The 20,034-nt window shown below is 52.6% G+C and carries 16 protein-coding genes and 2 pseudogenes; 3 read left to right on the top strand and 15 right to left on the bottom strand.

Annotation, left to right across the window (positions count from 1 at the left end; all coding sequences use genetic code 11):
• Positions 1-6: 6 nt before the first annotated feature.
• The 7 genes and pseudogenes from B9L21_RS14715 to B9L21_RS14745 form a co-directional block, all read right to left on the bottom strand.
• Positions 7-1,371: a DEAD/DEAH box helicase gene (locus B9L21_RS14715; RefSeq protein WP_409071366.1), complete on the bottom strand. Its 1,365-nt coding sequence runs from the start codon at positions 1,369-1,371 to the stop codon at positions 7-9.
• Positions 1,372-1,488: 117 nt separating this feature from the next.
• A complete protein-coding gene (locus B9L21_RS14720; protein ID WP_063166929.1) occupies positions 1,489-2,190 on the bottom strand; it encodes an alpha/beta hydrolase in 702 nt (233 codons plus the stop codon).
• Positions 2,191-2,264: 74 nt separating this feature from the next.
• Positions 2,265-3,641, bottom strand: coding sequence for a UDP-N-acetylmuramoyl-tripeptide--D-alanyl-D-alanine ligase (locus B9L21_RS14725; protein WP_063166930.1), 1,377 nt, complete (start codon positions 3,639-3,641; stop codon positions 2,265-2,267).
• A 16-nt stretch (positions 3,642-3,657) separates the two neighbouring features.
• Complete coding sequence (locus B9L21_RS14730; protein ID WP_063166931.1) at positions 3,658-4,752, bottom strand: D-alanine--D-alanine ligase; 1,095 nt, start codon at positions 4,750-4,752, stop codon at positions 3,658-3,660.
• 156 nt (positions 4,753-4,908) lie between these two features.
• A complete protein-coding gene (locus B9L21_RS14735) occupies positions 4,909-6,051 on the bottom strand; it encodes an MGDG synthase family glycosyltransferase (protein WP_063166932.1) in 1,143 nt (380 codons plus the stop codon).
• A gap of 12 nt (positions 6,052-6,063) precedes the next feature.
• Positions 6,064-6,661 (bottom strand): annotated as a pseudogene (locus B9L21_RS14740) (DedA family protein).
• Between the two features lie 10 nt (positions 6,662-6,671).
• Positions 6,672-7,399 (bottom strand): annotated as a pseudogene (locus tag B9L21_RS14745) (polysaccharide deacetylase family protein).
• Positions 7,400-7,822: 423 nt separating this feature from the next.
• Here B9L21_RS14745 and B9L21_RS14750 point away from each other — a divergent pair.
• Positions 7,823-8,893, top strand: coding sequence for an undecaprenyldiphospho-muramoylpentapeptide beta-N-acetylglucosaminyltransferase (locus tag B9L21_RS14750; protein WP_063166933.1), 1,071 nt, complete (start codon positions 7,823-7,825; stop codon positions 8,891-8,893).
• Positions 8,894-9,078: 185 nt separating this feature from the next.
• On the opposite strand, the gene B9L21_RS14755 is transcribed toward B9L21_RS14750, so the two are convergent.
• The 5 genes from B9L21_RS14755 to B9L21_RS14775 form a co-directional block, all read right to left on the bottom strand.
• Positions 9,079-9,900, bottom strand: coding sequence for an undecaprenyl-diphosphate phosphatase (locus B9L21_RS14755; protein WP_063166934.1), 822 nt, complete (start codon positions 9,898-9,900; stop codon positions 9,079-9,081).
• A 323-nt stretch (positions 9,901-10,223) separates the two neighbouring features.
• On the bottom strand, positions 10,224-11,147 hold the full coding sequence (locus tag B9L21_RS14760) for an ROK family protein (RefSeq protein WP_063166935.1): 924 nt from the start codon (positions 11,145-11,147) through the stop codon (positions 10,224-10,226).
• 148 nt (positions 11,148-11,295) lie between these two features.
• Positions 11,296-11,802 carry a spore coat protein gene (locus tag B9L21_RS14765; RefSeq protein ID WP_082816611.1) on the bottom strand — a complete coding sequence of 169 codons (507 nt, stop codon included), beginning with the start codon at positions 11,800-11,802 and terminating at the stop codon, positions 11,296-11,298.
• Positions 11,803-11,958: 156 nt separating this feature from the next.
• Entirely contained in the window at positions 11,959-12,138 is a 180-nt protein-coding gene (locus tag B9L21_RS14770) for a hypothetical protein (RefSeq protein ID WP_264151726.1), read from the bottom strand.
• 322 nt (positions 12,139-12,460) lie between these two features.
• Positions 12,461-13,798, bottom strand: coding sequence for a TrkH family potassium uptake protein (locus B9L21_RS14775; protein ID WP_063167426.1), 1,338 nt, complete (start codon positions 13,796-13,798; stop codon positions 12,461-12,463).
• Between the two features lie 438 nt (positions 13,799-14,236).
• Here B9L21_RS14775 and B9L21_RS14780 point away from each other — a divergent pair, with 438 nt between their 5' ends.
• Entirely contained in the window at positions 14,237-16,198 is a 1,962-nt protein-coding gene (locus B9L21_RS14780; RefSeq protein WP_063166937.1) for an LTA synthase family protein, read from the top strand.
• Between the two features lie 17 nt (positions 16,199-16,215).
• On the opposite strand, the gene B9L21_RS14785 is transcribed toward B9L21_RS14780, so the two are convergent.
• From B9L21_RS14785 to B9L21_RS14795, 3 genes are all read right to left on the bottom strand, one after another.
• Positions 16,216-17,544 (bottom strand): S8 family peptidase, encoded by a 1,329-nt coding sequence (locus tag B9L21_RS14785; protein WP_063166938.1) that lies wholly within the window; start codon positions 17,542-17,544, stop codon positions 16,216-16,218.
• Positions 17,545-17,673: 129 nt separating this feature from the next.
• Positions 17,674-18,408 carry an N-acetylmuramoyl-L-alanine amidase family protein gene (locus B9L21_RS14790; RefSeq protein ID WP_063166939.1) on the bottom strand — a complete coding sequence of 245 codons (735 nt, stop codon included), beginning with the start codon at positions 18,406-18,408 and terminating at the stop codon, positions 17,674-17,676.
• Between the two features lie 323 nt (positions 18,409-18,731).
• The gene (locus tag B9L21_RS14795; RefSeq protein ID WP_063166940.1) at positions 18,732-19,451 is read right to left on the bottom strand and encodes a DsbA family oxidoreductase; all 720 of its coding nucleotides are present in this window, start codon (positions 19,449-19,451) and stop codon (positions 18,732-18,734) included.
• A gap of 139 nt (positions 19,452-19,590) precedes the next feature.
• On the opposite strand from B9L21_RS14795, the gene B9L21_RS14800 reads away from it, so the two are divergent.
• Positions 19,591-19,992 (top strand): DoxX family protein, encoded by a 402-nt coding sequence (locus tag B9L21_RS14800; RefSeq protein WP_063166941.1) that lies wholly within the window; start codon positions 19,591-19,593, stop codon positions 19,990-19,992.
• The last annotated feature ends 42 nt before the right edge of the window (positions 19,993-20,034 follow it).

Here is a 20,034-nt window from a genome sequence, read left to right on the forward strand (position 1 = left end):
CGGCGCTTAATGCGCCGTAATCCGCCGTTTTTTCGTCCGGCCGCGCGCCGAACCGTCCGGGCGGCCGCCCCGCTTTTTCTCCCGTTTGACCGCTAAAGGCGGTTCTTCCGTCAACTTCACCGGCGTCGTGTCCGGTTCGCGCGTCAACATTTTCAGGCAGGCGGCGACGATCGTCACGGAGTCATGCTCTTCAAGCAATTCCTCAGCCGCTCGTTTGTAAAATGATAAATTTTCCGTTTCTGCCACGTTGAGGAGCTTTTCAATGGCGACGCGCTGTTGGCCTTCGAGCGCCTCATCGAGCGTCGGCGGTTTCATCCGCTCCATTTTCCGCTTCGTCGTCCGCTCAATATGATGGAGCTGGCCGATTTCCCGCGGTGTCACAAACGTCATCGCCATTCCTGTCTTGCCGGCGCGTCCCGTGCGCCCGATCCGGTGGACGTAGCTTTCCGGATCTTGCGGGATGTCAAAGTTATACACGTGCGTCACACCGGAAATGTCCAATCCGCGCGCCGCGACGTCGGTGGCAACTAAAATTTCAATTGACCCTTCTTTAAACTTGCGCAGCACCGACAACCGCTTCGCCTGGCTTAGATCGCCATGGATGCCTTCCGCCGCATAGCCGCGCAAGTTGAGTGCTTCAGCGAGTTCGTCGACGCGCCGTTTCGTGCGGCCAAACACAATCGCCAGCTCCGGCGCCTGGATATCGAGAAGCCGTGTTAAAATGTCAAATTTCTTTTTCTCGTGCACTTCCAAATAATATTGCTGGATATTCGGCACGGTCATTTCCTTTGCCTTCACCTTCACGAGTTCCGGATCGTTCATAAACCGCTCGGCAATGCGGCGGATCGGATCCGGCATCGTCGCCGAGAACAATAACGTCTGCCTTTCGGTCGGCACATGGCGCAAAATCGCCTCAATATCTTCGATAAAGCCCATATTAAGCATCTCATCGGCTTCATCGAGCACGACCGTATGCACATGTTCAAGGCGGAGCGTCCCGCGGTGAATATGGTCGATGATGCGGCCTGGCGTGCCGACGATGACGTGCGGTTGTTTTTTCAAGGCGCGAATTTGCCGCTCAATATCTTGGCCGCCGTAAATCGGCAAGACGCGCACCCGCTTGACCGCACCGATTTTATATAGTTCTTCCGACACTTGAATGGCAAGCTCGCGCGTCGGCGCGACGACGAGCGCCTGAACGGCCCCGTTTTTCACATCCACTTTTTCTACGATCGGGATGCCAAACGCGGCTGTTTTCCCCGTTCCGGTTTGCGCTTGGCCGATCACATCTTTATTTTGCAGGCTGAGCGGGATCGTTTTTGCTTGAATCGGGGTCGTTTCTTCAAATCCCATCCGCTCGACAGCTTTCATTACGTCCTGGCTTAATCCTAATTCTTGAAATGTCGTCAATGTTATCCAAACTCCTTATAAAAAATCGTCCCTTTATTCGTGAGAAAGGTTTGACAGTTATCATACCATGTTATGCCGTCATTTGCAATGAAAGGAGGGGGCGCACAAAAATTTTTCTGCCTCGGCAAACAATACGTGCCGGTCAGCGCCATGGCAGACGTGGTGATACGAATTCGGCAAAAACAGCAGCACTTTTTCTGCCGAACCGATGTTTTCATATAAGTAATAGGCGCTTTTGGGCGGCACAATCCCGTCTTTTTCTCCTTGTACGATGAGTACGGGCGCTTGGACGCGCGGAAGGCGGGGACGCACATGGCGGACGAGCTTGCGAAATTCCCTGACGGCCGAAAACGGAGTCGCCATCATTTTGTTTCGGTAGCGAAGGAACAATGGATGCTCTCGCGCTCCACGCCAGCCGTTGGCAAACATCTCACGGATGTCACGCCATAATTGGCGCGGGTTGACGTAATAAAACGCTGCACTCAACAGCACAAGCCTAGCGACCGGGTATTTTTCCGCCAAATGGACGGCGAGCACCCCACCCATTGAAAACCCGACAACATATACCGTATCGCAGCGGAGGCTAAGCGCCTGGAACGCTTGTTCAGCCGCTTCGACCCATCGGTCATATGTAATCCCTTTGAGCCGCAACTCATCTCCATGTCCCGGCAATATCGGCGTTTTCACAATCCAATCGGTCCGCTCCCGCAAATAGTCAGCTAGCGGCGCCACCTCTTCCGGACTCCCGGTAAATCCATGAATGCATAAACAGCCGATCATCATCCCCACCCCCCGGCTTGAGTGAAAAGCGGCGCCGGTGACGCCGCTTTTAGTTTTTCTCGACCCGTCCGATTTTACACCCAATAACCGAGCAGCTCTTCCAATCTCATGCCGCGCGATGCTTTCAACAGGACGATATCGTCTGCGGAGGCGATAGAAAGCACCGCTTCAGCCAATGCCGCTTTATCGTCAAACGCCTTCACCCGGCCTTGGCCAAAAGACGGCGCAGCGGCCGCAGCAATATGGCGCGCTAACGGTCCGTAGGTCAATACGTAATCCGCCATCTCCGGCCGCAGCATCTCCCCAATCTCTTGGTGGAACGTGACCTCGTTGTCGCCAAGTTCGAGCATATCGCCCAATACCGCGATCTTCTTTCCATAGCCGCCCAATTCTCCGAGCAGCGTCAACGCGGCACGCATCGATGTCGGGCTGGCGTTGTAGGCATCATTAATCACCGTAAAGCCGCGTTTCGTTTTCACGACTTCCGTACGCATGCGCGTCACTTGCAAACGGGAAAGAGCGGCGTCAATCTCCTCCCAACTGACGTCAAAAAAGCGGGCGACTGCGATGGCGGCCAGCGCGTTGTATACGTGGTGTTTCCCCAATACCGGCATAAACAGCATCCGGCCAGGGAGCGCGTTGATGGCAAACGACGTGCCCGCGGCTTCAATGCGCACAGCTGTCGGATAATAATCGTTGCCTTCGCCTTCCCCGAACGTCACAACGTGCCGGGGAAGCGGCAAGTTCGGCACGCGCTCGGCCAAAAGCGGCTCATCGCCGTGGTAGACGAACAAACCGTCACGGTGCAGCCCGGACAAAATTTCTAACTTTGCCTTGGCGATGCCTTCCCGCGACCCGAGCTCTTGCAAGTGCGATTCACCGATGTTGGTGATGACGGCGGCATTCGGCCGAGCGATCGTCGTGAGCCGCTCGATTTCACCAAATCCGCTCATTCCCATTTCCACGACGGCGATGTCTGTCCCTTCCTCGACGGCGAGAAGCGTGAGCGGTACGCCGATATGATTGTTTAAGTTTCCTTCCGTTTTTTGCACGCGATATCGGGTCGCCAAAAGAGCAGCAATGATGTCCTTCGTCGTCGTTTTGCCGTTGCTGCCGGTCACCCCGACGACGTTCAGCCCGAGCTGTTCACGGTAGCGAGCAGCGAGACGCTGCAGCGCCGAAAGCGTATCATCGACGATAATCACTGGAACGCTTTCCGGCGGCGCCCCTTCCGCTTCGGCCCATAGCACGGCTGCCGCCCCTTTTTGCACCGCTTCCTCCACGAAAGCGTGTCCGTTAAACGTCTCTCCAAGCAGCGGAACGTATAAGTTGCCGGCTTGGATCGTCCTTGTGTCGGTCGATACGCCGCTGGCGGAAATATTTTCCCACTCCGGATTCGTGCACCGGCCGCCGGCCATCTCGGCGATTTGCCGCACCGTCCGTTTCATCATTCGCTCCCACCCTCTTTTACTTTTCAAATGTGTACGTAATCATCTGCTTTTCTTGATGCCGTTCCAATGCCAGCGCAATAAGGCGCTCGATCAGCTCCGAGTATGGCACGCCGCTATGCTGCCAAAGGAGCGGGAACATGCTGTACGGCGTAAACCCCGGCATCGTATTAATTTCGTTAATATAAACGGTGCCGTCTTCGGCGAGGAAAAAGTCGGCGCGCACAAGCCCGGACAAGTCGAGCGCTTTAAACGCGGCAATGGCCATCGATTTGATCGTCTCATACTGCTCTTGCGTCACCTTGGCAGGAATAATCAACTCCGTTTGCCCGTCTTCATATTTCGCCTCGTAGTCGTAAAATTCCTTTTTTGGCACAATTTCTCCAACAACGGAACAAATCGGCTCGTCATTCCCGATAACGCCAATCTCAATTTCTCGGCCGACAATGGCCTCCTCGATAATAATTTTCCGATCATACTTAAAGGCCTCAGCAAACGCCGCTTTTAACTCGTCGCGCTGTTTGCATTTGGAAATGCCGACGCTCGAACCGGCGTTGGCCGGTTTGACAAAGCATGGGTAGCCGAGCGCTTGTTCGACCTGGTCATACACCGCTTCTTCGCCTTTTTTCCATTCATATTTCGTCACTGATACATACTTCGCTTGGCGCAGCCCAGCTTGGGCAAACAAGTTTTTCATCACCACTTTATCCATGCCGACGGCAGAAGCGAGCACCCCATTGCCGACGTACGGGAGGTTGAGCATTTCCAGCAGCCCTTGCACCGTTCCGTCTTCGCCGTTTGGCCCATGCAAAAGCGGAAAAATTACATCAATCGTTTCCTTGTCGCCCTCCGTTGCGGCATCTGACGCGGGGACTTGGTTTAACGATACGGGAATCATCGCGGTTGCCGTCGAAGTGAACTGCAACTGCTTTACCTCTTCGATCGGCCCAGTCAATCGTTTTCCTTTAATCCATTGCCCTTCCGGTGTAATATAAATCGGGATGACATCGAATTTATGAGGATCAATGGCGTTCATGACCGCCATCGCCGTCGACAAAGATACTTGGTGTTCCGGCGATTTACCGCCGTATAACACTCCGACTCTCGTTTTCATCATCGTTCCTCCTCTTTCCTTGGCCATCGTTCCTATTGTAACACGTTTCGCGCCCAACGGTCTGATATTTTATATGTACGATGCAGGTTGTTTCGCCACCTGCGCTGCAGCCATTCAGCACAAAAAATGCCATCTAACGTCCGTTAGATGGCTCGTCTACGGGCGAAGAACGCGCCAAGCCATGCGCTGCGGCATCGTTGCCACCATTTCCGCGAGCGCTTCTTGTCCCGTTTTTTCCACCCCGGCAAAATAGTCGGACACGCGGCGGAAAAACCGATTTTTTTCCACGTCATCGGTCAGCAGGCGGAATATGTTCCGTTCGCCATTGTCCGGCCCAGTCAAGTGATAAATTAAGCCGTTCCGCTGCAAATATTGCAAATTGATGCGTTCCTGTCCGGGCAAGCAGTCGATGGTGAAGATCGGAATGCGCTTATGGAGCAGCTCGCTGATGGTCACCCCGCCCGGCTTTGTAATGACCGCGTCAGCTTCATCATACAGTCGGTTCATCTCCTCAGGGTCGGCGATGTACGGAAGCGGGCGGATGTGAGGGAGCTGCCAGCTAGCAATTTCATGGTACAGCTGTTCATTGGCACCGCACAACACCGAATAACGAAACAATGTCGACGTTCGAGCCGCCCGCAAAAATGCCATCATATTGCCGAGCCCCTGGTTTCCGCCGGCGACGAGCACATGGGTTGGCCGCCTTCTCCGCCGGGCTTCCGGCATGTTCATAAATGTGTCATGAACCGGGATGCCGGTGACAATGATGCGCTCTTTATCGATCCCGTGTTTGGTGATCAGTTCCCATTTCGCCTCTTGATGGGGGACAAAATGATAGTCGATAAACCGCTTCCCCCAGATGCTGTTCATAAAAAAGTCCGTATAGACGTTCACAACCGGGACCGCCAACGCTCGTTTCCGCTTCAGCTGCTGCAAAATGCGCGACGGAAACGAATGGGTGCAGACGATTAAATCTGGCTGTTCTTGTTCCACCATCTTTTTCATTTTGCTTTCAAAATAAGGCAGCCACGGCTCAAACGAAACAAACTCAAGCCGCGTTGACTCCTGATACATAAACGTCTTGTACACGCGGTGGTATGAAGCGGGATGCGAGCGAATCCAGCGCAAATAAGCTTCTGACACCATTTTTTCCATCAGCTCATTGCAATAGCTCAAAAAATCGATTTTTTTGCTTTCAACCACCGGAAGCTGACGGCGCAAAAAATCGATCAGCGTGTCGGCTACTTTATGGTGTCCGGTATTCATTTGGAACAACGGCAAAAACAACACTTTCATCATCGATCGCACCCTTTAGCTTTCAAAAGATTTTTTTCGCCTCCGCTGCCCAATCCACGCCGCAAGCAAAAAGAGCAAAAACAACACCAATCCGGCAAGCGGAAAGGAAATGAGGGGGACATGGATATGACGGCCGAGCAATAGCCCGGCCAATGTCAGCGGAACGACCCAGCCCGCTGTCCCAACCATAGCGAACAAAACAAATGTCCGAAACGGGAATCGGCTCACCCCCGCCATATACGGACAGATTTGCCGCACTCCCGGGGCATAGCAGCCGAACAAAATGCCCCCATTTCCCGTAGCGGCGGAACCAATCGCGGGCCCGTTCCCACCGTTCACCTGTAATCCCGACATACTTGCCGTACTTTTGCACAAACGGCGCTCCCCACCATCTTCCGGCGCCATACGCGGCCACCATGCCGGCCATCGTTCCGCCCCAGCACGAGGCGAGCGTCGGCCAAAGCAGCAACTGCTCTTTGGCAACCACCACACCGACGAAAAAAAGCAAACTTTCCTCCGGTGCCGGGATGCCGACGATGCCGCAAAATAAAAACAAAAACAGCATCACATATCCGTATGACTGAACATAAGGCAACCATACGCTCGTATCCATAGCTCCCCCATCACATCGACGAGATTTGTTTGTTAGTTTGCGCGTTTCTCAGTTCTGTAATCGTCACCCAGCGCATCTTTTTCGCCGCTTCATCTTTGAACAGCAGCTCAAGAGCCGACAACATTTGTTCCGGCGCGCGCTTGTTGGCGCCTAACGCATCCCCGTTATCATGAAGCACGATGACCGCCCCGCCGCGCACGGCAGCGCGCAAGCGGCGGAACAACTCCATTGTTCCAATGTTTTCATTCCAATCCCCAAGAATATGCGTCCATAGCACCGTTGTATACCGTCTTTGCACGATGGGCGTCCAAACGTTAAAATGACCCCATGGCGGCCGGTAATAGATCGGGCGTTGATCCGTCGCCCGCTCAATCGCCGCGGCCGCCCGCCGCACTCCCCAATCGAGCCAAAGCGGCGGCAACAGCCAGTTGCTGATATGGCGGTAATTATGAATGCCGACTTCATGACCCTCTTCCACCATCCGCCGCACAATATGAGGATAACGCTCGACTTTCCGGCCGACGACGAAAAACGTTGCCTTTACACCATATTTCTTTAATAAATCCAACAGCCTTGGCGTATAATACGGGTCAGGACCGTCATCAAATGTCAAAGCAAGGCAGTCAGGCGCTGTTCCTTCACGAAACAGAAGAACCCGCTTTTGCGAATGACGATCGTCGGCACAATCCCGTATATCACGATTCCAGCGATCAAACAGCCAACAAGCCATGCCAACATCGTCTTCACCTCTCCGATAGTACTTTATCAATATTTGCTTCCTTTGAAAATAGGAAACTGAATATCTTCTTTGCTTTCATCCCATCCCAAAAGGAATGGGCTTTCTCGCGCGCCATTTGTCAATAAGCTGCTAGACTAATGATGATATATGAATTCGATGAAAAATCAAAAGGAAAATGATGAGAATTTCATGTAACGCCTCGCCTTTTTGACTCCCTTGATGGATACGAAATTTACCGCCGTTCGGTTTCCTCCATAAACGATGGTGAATTTGCTATAATACATAGGTATATGGCGCTTAGGACGTAAAAAGCGGCATGTCGATGGACTTGAAACGCCGCATGCGGCTGCCTCTTGAAAGGCGGCTTAGCAAAGGTGTTCATTAAACATCTTCACTATTGAGAAAAAGACAGGTGATCTGCATTGCGAAAGAAAATCGTCTTAACCGGCGGCGGCACGGCCGGCCACGTGATGGTCAACGTCGCCCTCATTCCGAAACTGAAAGAGCAAGGATGGGACATCGTCTATATCGGCTCCCATCAAGGAATTGAACGGGAGATCATCGGCCGCATCGACGGCGTCCCGTACTATTCGGTGTCAACCGGAAAACTGCGCCGCTATTTCGATTGGAAAAACTTCAAAGATCCGTTTCACGTCTTAAAAGGGATTTGGCAAGCGTACCGCCTGATCCAAAAAGAAAAGCCAGCGGTCGTGTTTTCCAAAGGCGGGTTCGTCTCCGTTCCTGTCATTCTCGGCGCCTGGCTAAACGGCGTGCCGTCAGTCATCCACGAGTCCGACTTGACGCCCGGACTCGCCAACAAAATCGCCATGCCGTTTGCGACGAAAATTTGTCTCACCTTTCCGGAAACAAAAGAGCACGTCCATGCCGACAAAGCGGTCTACGTCGGCGCCGTCGTCCGTGAAGAACTGAAGCACGGACGCGCGGAACAAGGGCGGATGCTTTGCCAGTTTGATGGCAAAAAACCGGTGCTGCTCGCCATGGGCGGCAGCTTAGGCTCAAAAACGATCAACGATACGCTGCGCGCCTGCCTGCCCGCGCTGCTTAGCAAGTTTGACATCATCCACATTTGCGGCAAAGGCAACGTCGATTCAAGCCTTGCTGACCAAAAAGGATACAAACAGTTCGAATACGTTAACGAAGAGCTGCCCCATCTGTTGGCCCTGGCCGATCTCGTCGTCTCCCGCGCCGGTGCGAACGCCATTTTCGAACTGCTCGCCTTGCGCAAGCCGATGCTGCTCATTCCGCTCTCCAAAGCAGCAAGCCGCGGCGACCAAATTTTAAACGCCCGCTCATTTGAAAAAGCGGGCTATGCGGAAGTGCTGATGGAAGAGAACTTGACGAACGAATCGCTGCAAGCGGCCATTCACCGCCTGTACGAAAACAAGGACCGCTACAAGAAAAACATGGAGCGGTCCGGCGGCACCGATCCGCTGCAAACGCTTCTTGCCGTCATTCAAGACACCGCCCGCTGACCAAAATAAGGCGATGCCCAGCGTACGTTCGTGAGGCATCGCCTCGGTTTTTTAGTAAAAACGCCGCCACAAATATGTTTGAAGAAACACTTTCGTTTTCCCTCTTCGTTCTTTCCCACCCGTTTGCCCCCAACTGCTCTGTAAATCAAAACCGCCCGGCGGGACAACCCGACCAGGCGGCACAACTAGAAGTACAGGAAATAAATGACAACTGCGAGCACAATCCGGTACACCGCAAACGGCACGAGGCGGATGCGATTGATGAGCCGCAGGAAAAAGCGGATCGCAAGCAAAGCGAAGACGAAGGCGCTCAAAAAGCCCGCAATGAAAAACGGGATGTCGGCAGCGCTGACATATTGCCAGTTTTTCAAGAGCGACAGCCCGCTTGCCCCGGCCATGATCGGAACAGCCATAATAAACGTGAAATCCGCTGCAGCGCGATGGCTCATGCCGACAAGCACCCCGCCGGCGATCGTCGAGCCGGAGCGGGAAAAGCCCGGCCATAAGGACAAACATTGCACTAACCCGACAAGAAACGCCTGCTTGTACGTGATTTGGTCGACCGTCTGCGCCCGCGCCGCCTTTTTGGCGAATTGGTCGGCAGCAATCATCAACAGCGCGCCAAGCACAAGACCGATGAGCACCGTTTGCGTCGAAAACAAATGTTCATCAATATAGTCTTCAAACAACACACCAAGCACCCCGGCCGGGAGCAGACCGATGATGACGTGAAGCAGCGTCAGCCGCGGCTTCCCGCCGGGATGGCGGCCGCGAACACCTAACAAGTCCAAAAACCGGTCTTTGAACACGACGACAGCGGCTAAAATGGAGCCGAGCTGGATGACGACTTTAAACGTATTGGCCGCGTATTTGCCTAAAAACTCCGTTGATTTCAACCAAAGATCATCGACAATAATCATATGGCCGGTCGAAGAAACGGGGGCAAACTCCGTCAACCCTTCCACCATTCCTAAAATGACAGCCTTTAACAGCTCAATCCAGTGCATTCCCTTCCATCCTTTCTGCGCGGGGTCGTCCTTTTCTATACATATGTATGGGCCAAGCGGCAAAATAGCACGCCTCCTTCGGCCGCGCCTGCTCTATTGTACTATAAATCATTCATTTCTACTACCCGCACTTTGCATTGGATGAACATCCGTTTGGTTATGAAACGGGGGCGGCCCGTTCATGCTGGCTAGGAGGCTGGTGATTTAATAGTATATACCGCTTCCCAGCACTGTTTCTCCAATAGAAAAACCTTGTAGCATCGGTTCTTCTTTTTATACGTTCACTCATCGATCAGGGGAAACTGCTGTTTTTTACCAGCCTCCTAGGAAGACGTCAGCTCCCCGCGCCGCTCCAAGTAATGATACAAGGCGCCGAGCAAGTTCGCGTCGTTTTTAAACTGGCACGCCGCCACAACCGGTCGGACTTTCGCGATCGGGACGAGCGACAACAGCGTTGAAAGCCGCTTGTTAATTTCGTCAACAAAATCAGGGCGGTTGCTAATGGCTCCACCTAAAATGATTTTTTCTGGGTCGTATGCGTATTGCAAGTTAAAAATGCCGTGGGCCAATGAAAAGTAAAACCGGTCGATCGCGTTTTGCGCGGCTTCATCGCCCCCCTCGGCCAACGCAAATACCGTTTCACCATCTAGTTCTGTTTCCGGTCTCCCCTTTTCCCTAGCCACCATCCGAATGAGCGCACTCGTCGCTGCCAGTTCGCTCCACGTTTTGCATTCAATCGTTCCGTTTGTATAGCGAACATCCATCAACATATAACCAAACTCCCCGCCGTGCAAATGCGCGCCCTTATGAATGCGCCCGTCTTTCACAATTGCCCCGCCGATGCCGGTGCCGACAATGACAAATGCGATATCGCGGCAGCCCCGCCCCGCTCCTTTCCAAAGCTCACCGAGCGCGGCGCAATTTGCGTCATTTTCCAGCTCAACCGGCAGTCCCGTCTCCCCGCCGAACACTTCTTTGAAATTGGGACCGTGAATGCAAGGCAAGGCGCTGCTCCCGCCGATGACACCGCTTTCGCTGTCGACGCTGCCTGCAGAACTGATCGCAATGCCGGAAAGTTCATAATGCGCTTGGGCTTGGCGGACGACCTTCAGCAAATCATCTCGAAATTGGCGAAAGGCATGACGTTCCGAACGATAACGCCCTTTTTCTAAAAAATCGCCGTGCTCGTTCATGACGGCATGTTTCACATATGTACCGCCAATATCAAAAACGATAAAGCAACGCATCGTTGACACCCCCGTTATGTATTTTCCTCTCTGCGAACGCCATTAGGCTTCGCTGTTTCCTTGTCTTTATGTATTCGCCGCCAAGGTAGCAGCTCCTCCCTGCCGCAATGACAGAAGCCGCTCCGTTGGCCGGAGCGGCTCGTTTCCATTATCGTTCATATCCCATCGACAACGCCTTTTGGGCGTTTCGGACATCATTGTGAAGAAGCTGGACAAGATCATACGCTGGGTAGTAGTTGCGCTCGTACATGTAATTGAACGCCTTTTCGTGCGTTTCGATCGCCTTTAGCAAATGCTTCACAAACGTTTTACGCAACACCGGGGTCGCCGTTTCCGTAATGGCCGCGGCATAGTTGCGCACAGACGTTTTCGCAAAACCAAGCAAGTCACCCGCATGCAAAGCGCGCTCGCCATCATCAGGATCGCGTGTTTCCTCCATCATTGGAGCAGACGGAATAAAGGCTAGCAGCTCGCGCACGTTCATCTCCAACCCTTGAATCGTCTCGACATACAGCCTTTTCAACTCCGGACAATCGATGTTGCCGACGGCCTTTTTCATTTTCATAAGCGCATTCGCTTGAAAAGCAATGAGTTCATGCAGCTCCAACGTTTCATGCCAAGCTAAATGGCGATGGCCGTGCATATGCCCGTGCATATGGTTCATCACGTTTCCTCCCTCAAAGATGTTTGTTGGCGCATTTCCATTTAATGTATATGTGTGTTGGAAGGAAACGGTCACCATCGTCCAACCCCCCTGCACGGTGAAAAAAGCACCACGCACTAGGCGAGACACCGTTTGACGATGAGATGGTTACAACCAATCGCCGCCGTCAAACCCATCGTCGACACCGATCCTATCCGCAACATCGTCGACCACGTCATCCACCGCATCACCCAGCAGCTCTTCCGCAATCATTCCTGCCAACATCCCAGCCGCAAACCCACCAATGGTCCCCGTCCATCCGTGTCCGCCATGGTGGTAACGAACCATCGGACGGCTGATCGGCAAGTGCATAAGTAATGCCTGCGCTAAAGCTGTCCCCGCTTACACTCAGAGCCAGTAAAATCATCGATCCTCATAACCACATCATCATTCCCCCTCTGCCGTACGATGTGCAAATTCGTACGGCAGAGGGGACTTTTTCACCATTCGACACGCATCGATTTCCGGGGAAATGTTTCTTCTTTTCTCGACATTATTCTCGCAAATGATAAGGCAATGCGGCGATGGCGACATCTTTTTTCATAATTAGGAAAAAGTGAAGAATCACTGCTGTTTGGTTACGCAAAAACGTATGACCTTCGACATTCGTCTATCCAATCATAATTTTCCCCTTCGGATAGCGGAACGGGTCCGGTTGGCGGCGCAGCGTAACCGCGTACGCGATCGTCAGCGGGCCGACCCGGCCGGCAAACATCGTTAAAATGATGGTGATTTTGCCGAAGGGGGACAATTCCGGCGTCAACCCCATCGACAGTCCGACGGTCCCAAACGCCGATGTCGCTTCGAATAAAATCATTAAAAAGTCTTTTCCGCTCTCGGTAATCGTCAGCACCATCGTGACAAACATGACGATAAACAGCCCGCTCATCGTCACCGTCAACGACTTGTACACCATATCATACACAATCCGTTTCCGATACAGAACGACATCTTCTTTCCCGCGCACTTGTGACCAAACCGCACCAAGCAATGTTGCCAACGTCGTCGTTTTAATCCCGCCGCCCGTCGAACCCGGAGAAGCGCCGACAAACATGAGAAAAATGATTAGGAACAAGGTCGGCTGCGTCAAATCAGGGATGTTAAGCGTATTCGAACCTGCCGTTCTCGGGGTGACGGCTTGATAAAAAGCAGACAACAACTTGCCGGATAGCGACAGCGGCGCCATCGTCTTCGGGTTGTTCCACTCGAGCAGCAAAATCAACCCCATGCTGATTAGCAGCAGCCAGGCAGTCGTCATGGCGACCACTTTCGTATGGAGAGAAAAACGACGCGTCTGCCGGTATTCGTACACTTCGTTCATGACGATGAAACCAATCCCGCCCAAAATGATCAACATCGGCACGACAAGGCTGACGACCGGGTCGTCCACGTACCCGGTCAAGCTGCGAAATTCGCCCATTAAATCGAAGCCCGCGTTGTTAAAGTTTGAAATCGCGTGGAAAAAGCCGAAATAGATCGCCCGACCGAGCGGCATGTCAAACGCAAACCGAACAGAAAGCAATATGCCGCCAATGCCTTCAATAATAACGGTGAAAATAAAAATGCGTTTCACCAATCGCACGATGCCTTCAATCGTCAAATTGTTCAGCGCCTCTTGCAGCACGAGCCGCTCTTTTAGTGAAATGCGCTTGCCGAGCAAAAAGGCAAACAACGTGGCAAACGTCATAAACCCGAGTCCGCCGACTTGAATGAGCGTCAAAATGACGAGTTGGCCGAATAACGTAAACGTCGTCCCGGTATCAACGACGACAAGTCCAGTTACACACGTCGCCGATGTCGCCGTAAACAACGCGTCTAAAAACGGCAGCCCCCTTCCATCAACAGTCGCTATGGGAAGCATAAGAAGCAGCGCCCCGGCGAAAATAATGAGCGCAAATCCCGACACGAGAATTTTCGGCGGGTCGAAAAACTTGCCTTTTGTATTCATCGGCATATCCCTTTCCCTTCATCCTTTTCATAGTTGTGGATGATGCATAGAAAAAATATACCAAAAACAAACGAGTTCGGGTACTGCAACAATTTTTATCATAACGTTCTCTTTGTCTAATAAAATGGGTAAAGGGCATGGCCACGAGCATCGGGACGTTTTGGGACGAACATTGAAACCTTTTTGTCTCCCATTCGTCTATATGAATGGGAATCCAACACCATATGGGGAGCAGACAACAAGGAAGGGGGCATACGGCAAGCCTTAAAAAACATTCCATTGACTTTTGGCAAGGGAAGTATTATGCTACTTGACATGGAGACGTTCCGATGTAAAATGATGTCAGAGTGCAAAGCGCGCTGCTCTGTGCAGCAGCTGTTCATATAAACATAGAAATCCATCGTTTAAGAATATGAAACAAAAGGAGGAGAAGAGGACGTGAAAACGATTGGGGAAAAGTGGCTAAATAAGTACCGTTCTCTCCCTAACCAATACATTGGTTTTTTTATTTTTGCGGTGCTCTTGTTTTGGCTGAAGACATATGTCGCCTATCTGGCGGAGTTTAACCTTGGCATTAGCAACTCCATGCAGGAGTTTTTGCTGTTTATTAATCCGGTCAGCTCAGCGGTATTTTTCCTTGGGCTGGCGTTCTTGGCGAAGGAAACGCGCTTCTATCGGTGGCTCATTATTATTAATTTCATTTTATCGTTCATCTTATACGCTAATATCGTCTATTATCGCTTTTTCAGCGATTTTATTACATTGCCGACGTTAACGCAAACGAAAAACTTCGGTGATCTAGGTGGAAGCATTTGGGAGCTGATTAGGTGGTATGATGTGTTCTATTTCTTAGACACGGCCATTTTAGCGGTCATCATTTTCTCAAAACGGTTCTCGCTCCCGCAAGTGCGGGCCGGCCGTTTCAAAAAAGGCATTGTATTTGCTTCAGCCATTCTGATGTTCAGCATCAATTTGGCGCTCGCTGAGGCTGACCGCCCGCAACTGTTGACTAGAACGTTTGACCGCAATTACATCGTCAAATATTTAGGTGTATACAACTATCTCATTTACGATGCGATCCAAAGCATGAAGTCGTCGACACAACGGGCGTTTGCGAACAAAAGCGACATCACGACGGTGCTGAACCACGTGCAGGCGACATACGCTGAACCGAATCCGAAATATTTCGGCGTGGCGAAAGGGAAAAATGTGATTTACATTCACTTAGAGTCGCTGCAAAATTTTATCATTAACTACAAGCTGCATGGGGAAGAAGTCACCCCGTTCTTGAACTCGCTCACCCGCGATCCGAATACGTTTTATTTTGATAACTTTTTCCATCAAACCGGACAGGGGAAAACGTCGGACGCGGAGTTTATGTTGGAAAATTCGCTGTACGGCCTGCCACAGGGCGCCGTCTTTACGACAAAAGGGCAAAATACGTACCATGCGGCTCCGGCTATTTTGCGTCAATATGGCTATACAAGCGCCGTTTTCCACGGCAACTACAAATCGTTCTGGAACCGTGATGAAATCTACAAGTCGTTCGGGTTTGATCATTTCTTTGACGCCAGCTACTATAGCATGAAAGACGAAGACGTCTTGAACTACGGGTTGAAAGACAAACCGTTCTTCCGGGAGTCGATCCCGCTGTTAGAGACGTTGAAAGAGCCGTTCTATGTAAAATTTATTACGTTGTCGAACCACTTCCCGTACCCGATCAGCGAAGAAGACGCTACGATCGCACCAGCGACGACGGGGAACGGCTCGGTCGACCGTTATTTCCAAACCGCTCGTTACTTGGATGAGGCTGTCAAAGAGTTCTTTGATTACTTGAAAAAATCCGGTCTGTACGACCGCTCGGTCATCATTTTGTACGGCGACCATTACGGCATTTCCGAAAACCATAACAAAGCCATGTCGCAAATTTTAGGCAAGGAAATTACACCGCATGAGCATGCCCAATTGCAGCGGGTGCCGCTGTTCATTCGCGTTCCGGGTGTCAAAGGCGGCACGATTCACGAGTTCGGCGGCCAAATCGACTTGTTGCCGACGCTGTTGCACTTGCTTGGCATCGATACGAAAAACTACGTCCACTTCGGAACGGACTTGTTGTCGCCGGACCATCAAGAAATCATCCCGTTCCGCAACGGCGACTTTGTCACACCGACAGTTACAGCGGTCAATGGGAAATACTATGATACAAAAACGGGTGAACCACTTGAAGAAACGCCGGAGATTCAACGCCTTGAACAAATCGTCCGCACGAAGCTCGATTTATCGGATAAAGTCGTTTACGGCGATTTGCTCCGGTTCTATACCCCGAAAGGCTTTGAGCCGGTCGACCCGTCAAAATACGACTATAACAACCGCGAAAGCGAAGAGGGAAGCGCTCAATAAGCGCCCCCTCTTTTTTTCTAGCGCTGCAGCAGCCGCTCGACAGCCCGCTTCGCATTCACGTAACCCGCCCCATATACGTTCGGGTCGCGCCCTTTCCATAAATCGGCGCCGTCTTTTAACGCCTCCTTGATCTCATCCGGCGTTGCACTTGGTTTCGCCTCAAGCAGTAAAGCTACAATACCGGCACAAATCGGCGTCGCCATCGATGTGCCGGACATCGTCATATAATAGTCACCGACCCGGTTTTGCTTATTCATCTTGTCAAGAAATGAACGCGGAGCGCGAAGTGAAATAATGTTGACCCCAGGGACGACGAGATCCGGTTTGGTCACCCCATATTCCGTCGGCCCCCGGCTCGAAAACGGCGCCACCGCATCATCGGTGCGCGTTGCCGCCGTATCACGGTCATCAAGGGCGCCGACGGTAATGATGCGATCACTAATGCCCGGGCTGGCGATCGTCCCATAATTTGGCCCTTCATTTCCTGCCGCCGCACAGACGACGATGCCGTTTTCCCATGCCCGTTCAGCGACTTGCACGAGCGGATCATCGTTTTCGGCCGGGAACGGCTGCGGCTCCCCGCCAAGCGACAAAGAAATAATATGAATCCGCTTGGCCGGGTTTTTCTTGTTGTAATCGATGCACCATTCGATACCGCGCATAATGGTTTCTAACGTCCCGCTTCCCGAGCGGTCGAGCACTTTGACGCCAACGACGTTCGCCTCATACGCCGGCCCGGCGTACAACCCGTCTGACATGCGCCCGTTTCCGGCGGCATCGCCGGCGCAGTGGGTGCCATGCCCGTTATCGTCATAGGGCGCCGTTCGTCCATTCACCAAATCAACAAACGCCGCAATCCGCCCCTCTAAATCCGGATGCGGGGCAATGCCGGTGTCGACAATCGCAATCGTCACCCCTTTGCCGCTCAGCTCGGTTCCATTGACGGTGACGTGTTTCGCATTCGCCGATGGCACCGCGTTGTTTAATAACGCCTTGATCGTGCGGTTAAGATACACTTTTTTCACTTTTGGATGCTCAAGCAGCTGCTCAAGCGCTGCTGGCGTCACTGTTGCGCTCCATAGCGGGACATGACGGAAATGGTGATGCATTTTCATGCGAAAATGATCCCGTTCCGCCTTGGCGAGCGCTTCGACCCCCTCGGCGTCGCTGACCTCGATAAGAACAGAAACGGTCCGCCATTTCCGCAGCCAGCGCTCGATCCAGCGGTGAAAAATGCACGGTATGCGTGTCATCGGCTTGTACATATTGACAAGCGCATGGCGGAGAGGACGGTCAAGCCGCCCCGCGTGACGGCGGGCTAACTGCACTATTGAATAGCCAAACATATCTTTTCCCCCTTCCTTTGTTTCTCGCTATACTCATATGACGGCTGAACAAAGGAGGAGGCGGCCTTTCCACTAGGACGAACGAACGAAAAAACGCTCGCCTAGCTGAAAACCAGGCAAGCGTTCCCGTCATTCCTCGACTTGCTCAAGCACAATCCGCTTCGCTCTTCCTAAATAATGCTCCACTTGGCGCAACACGTTTTCCGGTTCGACAAAGGCACCAACTTGCGTGCCATCAACGATGACGCGCGTTAAACGTCCGGTGTTTGGTGCACCCCCGTCCGGATCCCTAGGAGGAGGATTGTTCGGAGCACTCGCTTTCTTCCGCAATCCGAGCGCCCGTTCTAATCCGTTGACATGACCGCGGGCAATCGTCCGCAAAAATTCGGTGTCCGCCAATTTTTTTACGTCTTCCTCATTATCGATAAACCCGTTCTCCGTCAACACCGCAGGCATCGTTGTCTCCCTTAGCACATGAAAATTCGCTTTCTTTTTTCCGCGGTCACGGAATCGCGTCGCCCGAATCACTTCTTCATGCAGCACATCGCGAATGCGGGCCGTTCGGGAATTTTCCGACAGCTCGTGGTAAATGTAATCTTCGTATCCCGTGCCACCGCCCGCATTCACGTGGATCGAAACGTATAGATCGGCTCCCCAGCGGTTGGCCCGCTCCGTCCGTTCATCGAGCGACACCGTTTCATCTTTTGTCCGGCTCAACTGCACCGAAACTCCTTCGTACTCACTTTGTAAAAGGCGGCGCATCTCCAGGGCGATGGACAGCGTGATGTCCTTCTCCCGCAATCCGTTGCCGACTGCGCCGGTGTCTGTTCCCCCATGGCCGGGGTCGATGAAAATTTTCGGCATGCTTGCGTTCTTCCCTTCTTTCGTCCTCACGTTTTACTTATGGCAATACGAAAAACAGCACCTTATACTTCCCCTTATTTAATAAGATAAGCATCGGACTCGAAAAGGTGACAGGACAAACATCTGAATCACATCACTTGAACTATTGAATATCAGCGATCTGTTCATTTATGGTATAAGAGGGTGAGGAAATTAGTTCCAAAAGGGCTGTTCGTCTGCTTCCGCGGATGGGGCATACGGACTTGCCGCTGTTTGTGAAGCGCGGCTAACCTTCTTTTACGAAAAAAAACCGGCTAGCGGATCCTAGCCGGTTGTTCGTTTGCTTAACGGACGGATTCGTCGATCGAGCAGTTCCCGTCTGTGCATGTCCCGCCTTCGTCAGCGAGCGGCCGCAACGGTGAATCTTGCCGTTCCTCCTCCCACACTTTTTCTAGTGCCCGCCGGAACACATCGACCGGCTGAGCCCCGGAAAGGGCATACTTTCCATTCAGCACAAAAAACGGTACACCGCGGACACCGAGCTGGGCCGCTTCTGCCTCGTCTTCCCGCACTTGCTCTGTGTAGCGGCCGCCATGAAGCACCGCTTCCGCCTCGCTTCGATCAAGCCCGGCCGCTTCCGCGATGTCAAGGAGCACAGTGCGGTCGCTCATTCGCTTTGATTCGGTGAAATACGCGAAAAACAGCCGTTCGACGACATCATCAAGCTTCCCTTTTTCCTTCGCGTATTGCGCCAAGCGATGAGCATCAAACGTATTCGTCGGCTTCATCGTCTCGAAGCGGAACGTCAAGCCGACCGCTTCCGCCTGCCTGCCGATATCCGCGTTTGCCCGCTTCGCTTCTTCCACCGTAATTCCGTATTTTTTGGCAATGATTTCATGGATCGTCAACGGCGTCTCATTGGGTGCGTTCGGGTCGAGCTCAAAGCTGCGGAAGACGACCGTCACGTCGTTTCGGTGTGGAAACTGTTCCAGCGCTTGTTCCAAACGGCGCTTGCCGATATAGCAAAACGGACAGACAAAATCGGACCATACTTCAATTTTCATGGCCATCCTCCTCTACTGTTGACACGCTTCCCCTCCATTGTAGCCCATTGCCGGTCGAATGGCTAACAAAAGGCATGAGAGGGGACCTGCCCGCATAACATTGTACTACCATGTGGTTGGGACAAGGAGGGAAAATCTAATGCGTTCCGAGGAATTCGGCGCCTTTCTGTTGCGAATCGTCACCGGATTCATTTTTTTCGCCCATGGCTGGGTGAAATGGCAGCGAGGGCTCGAGGCGGCAGCTGATTCGTTTGCGGCGATGGGGCTTCCCGGCTGGCTCGCCTACATCGTCACGATTGTCGAACTGGCCGGCGGCTGGGCAATGATGCTCGGCCTCGGCACACGGCTGATGGCTGCGGCGTTTGCCGTCATCATGGTCGGAGCCATCGCCGCGGTGAAAGCCGACGCCGGCTTGCTTGGCAACGGCCGGGAAACAGGCTATGAATTCAATCTCGCCTTGCTTGCCATGTCGATGTATTTATGGCTGAACGGAAGCCGACTTTGGTCGTTGGACTCGGTCGTCAGGCGGCCGCGGGGCTGAACCGCTGGCACAAAAAACCGGTGTCCCGCTTCATGTGCGGGA

The sequence above is a fragment of the Geobacillus uzenensis genome (assembly GCF_002217665.1).
Taxonomy (GTDB): domain Bacteria; phylum Bacillota; class Bacilli; order Bacillales; family Anoxybacillaceae; genus Geobacillus; species Geobacillus subterraneus.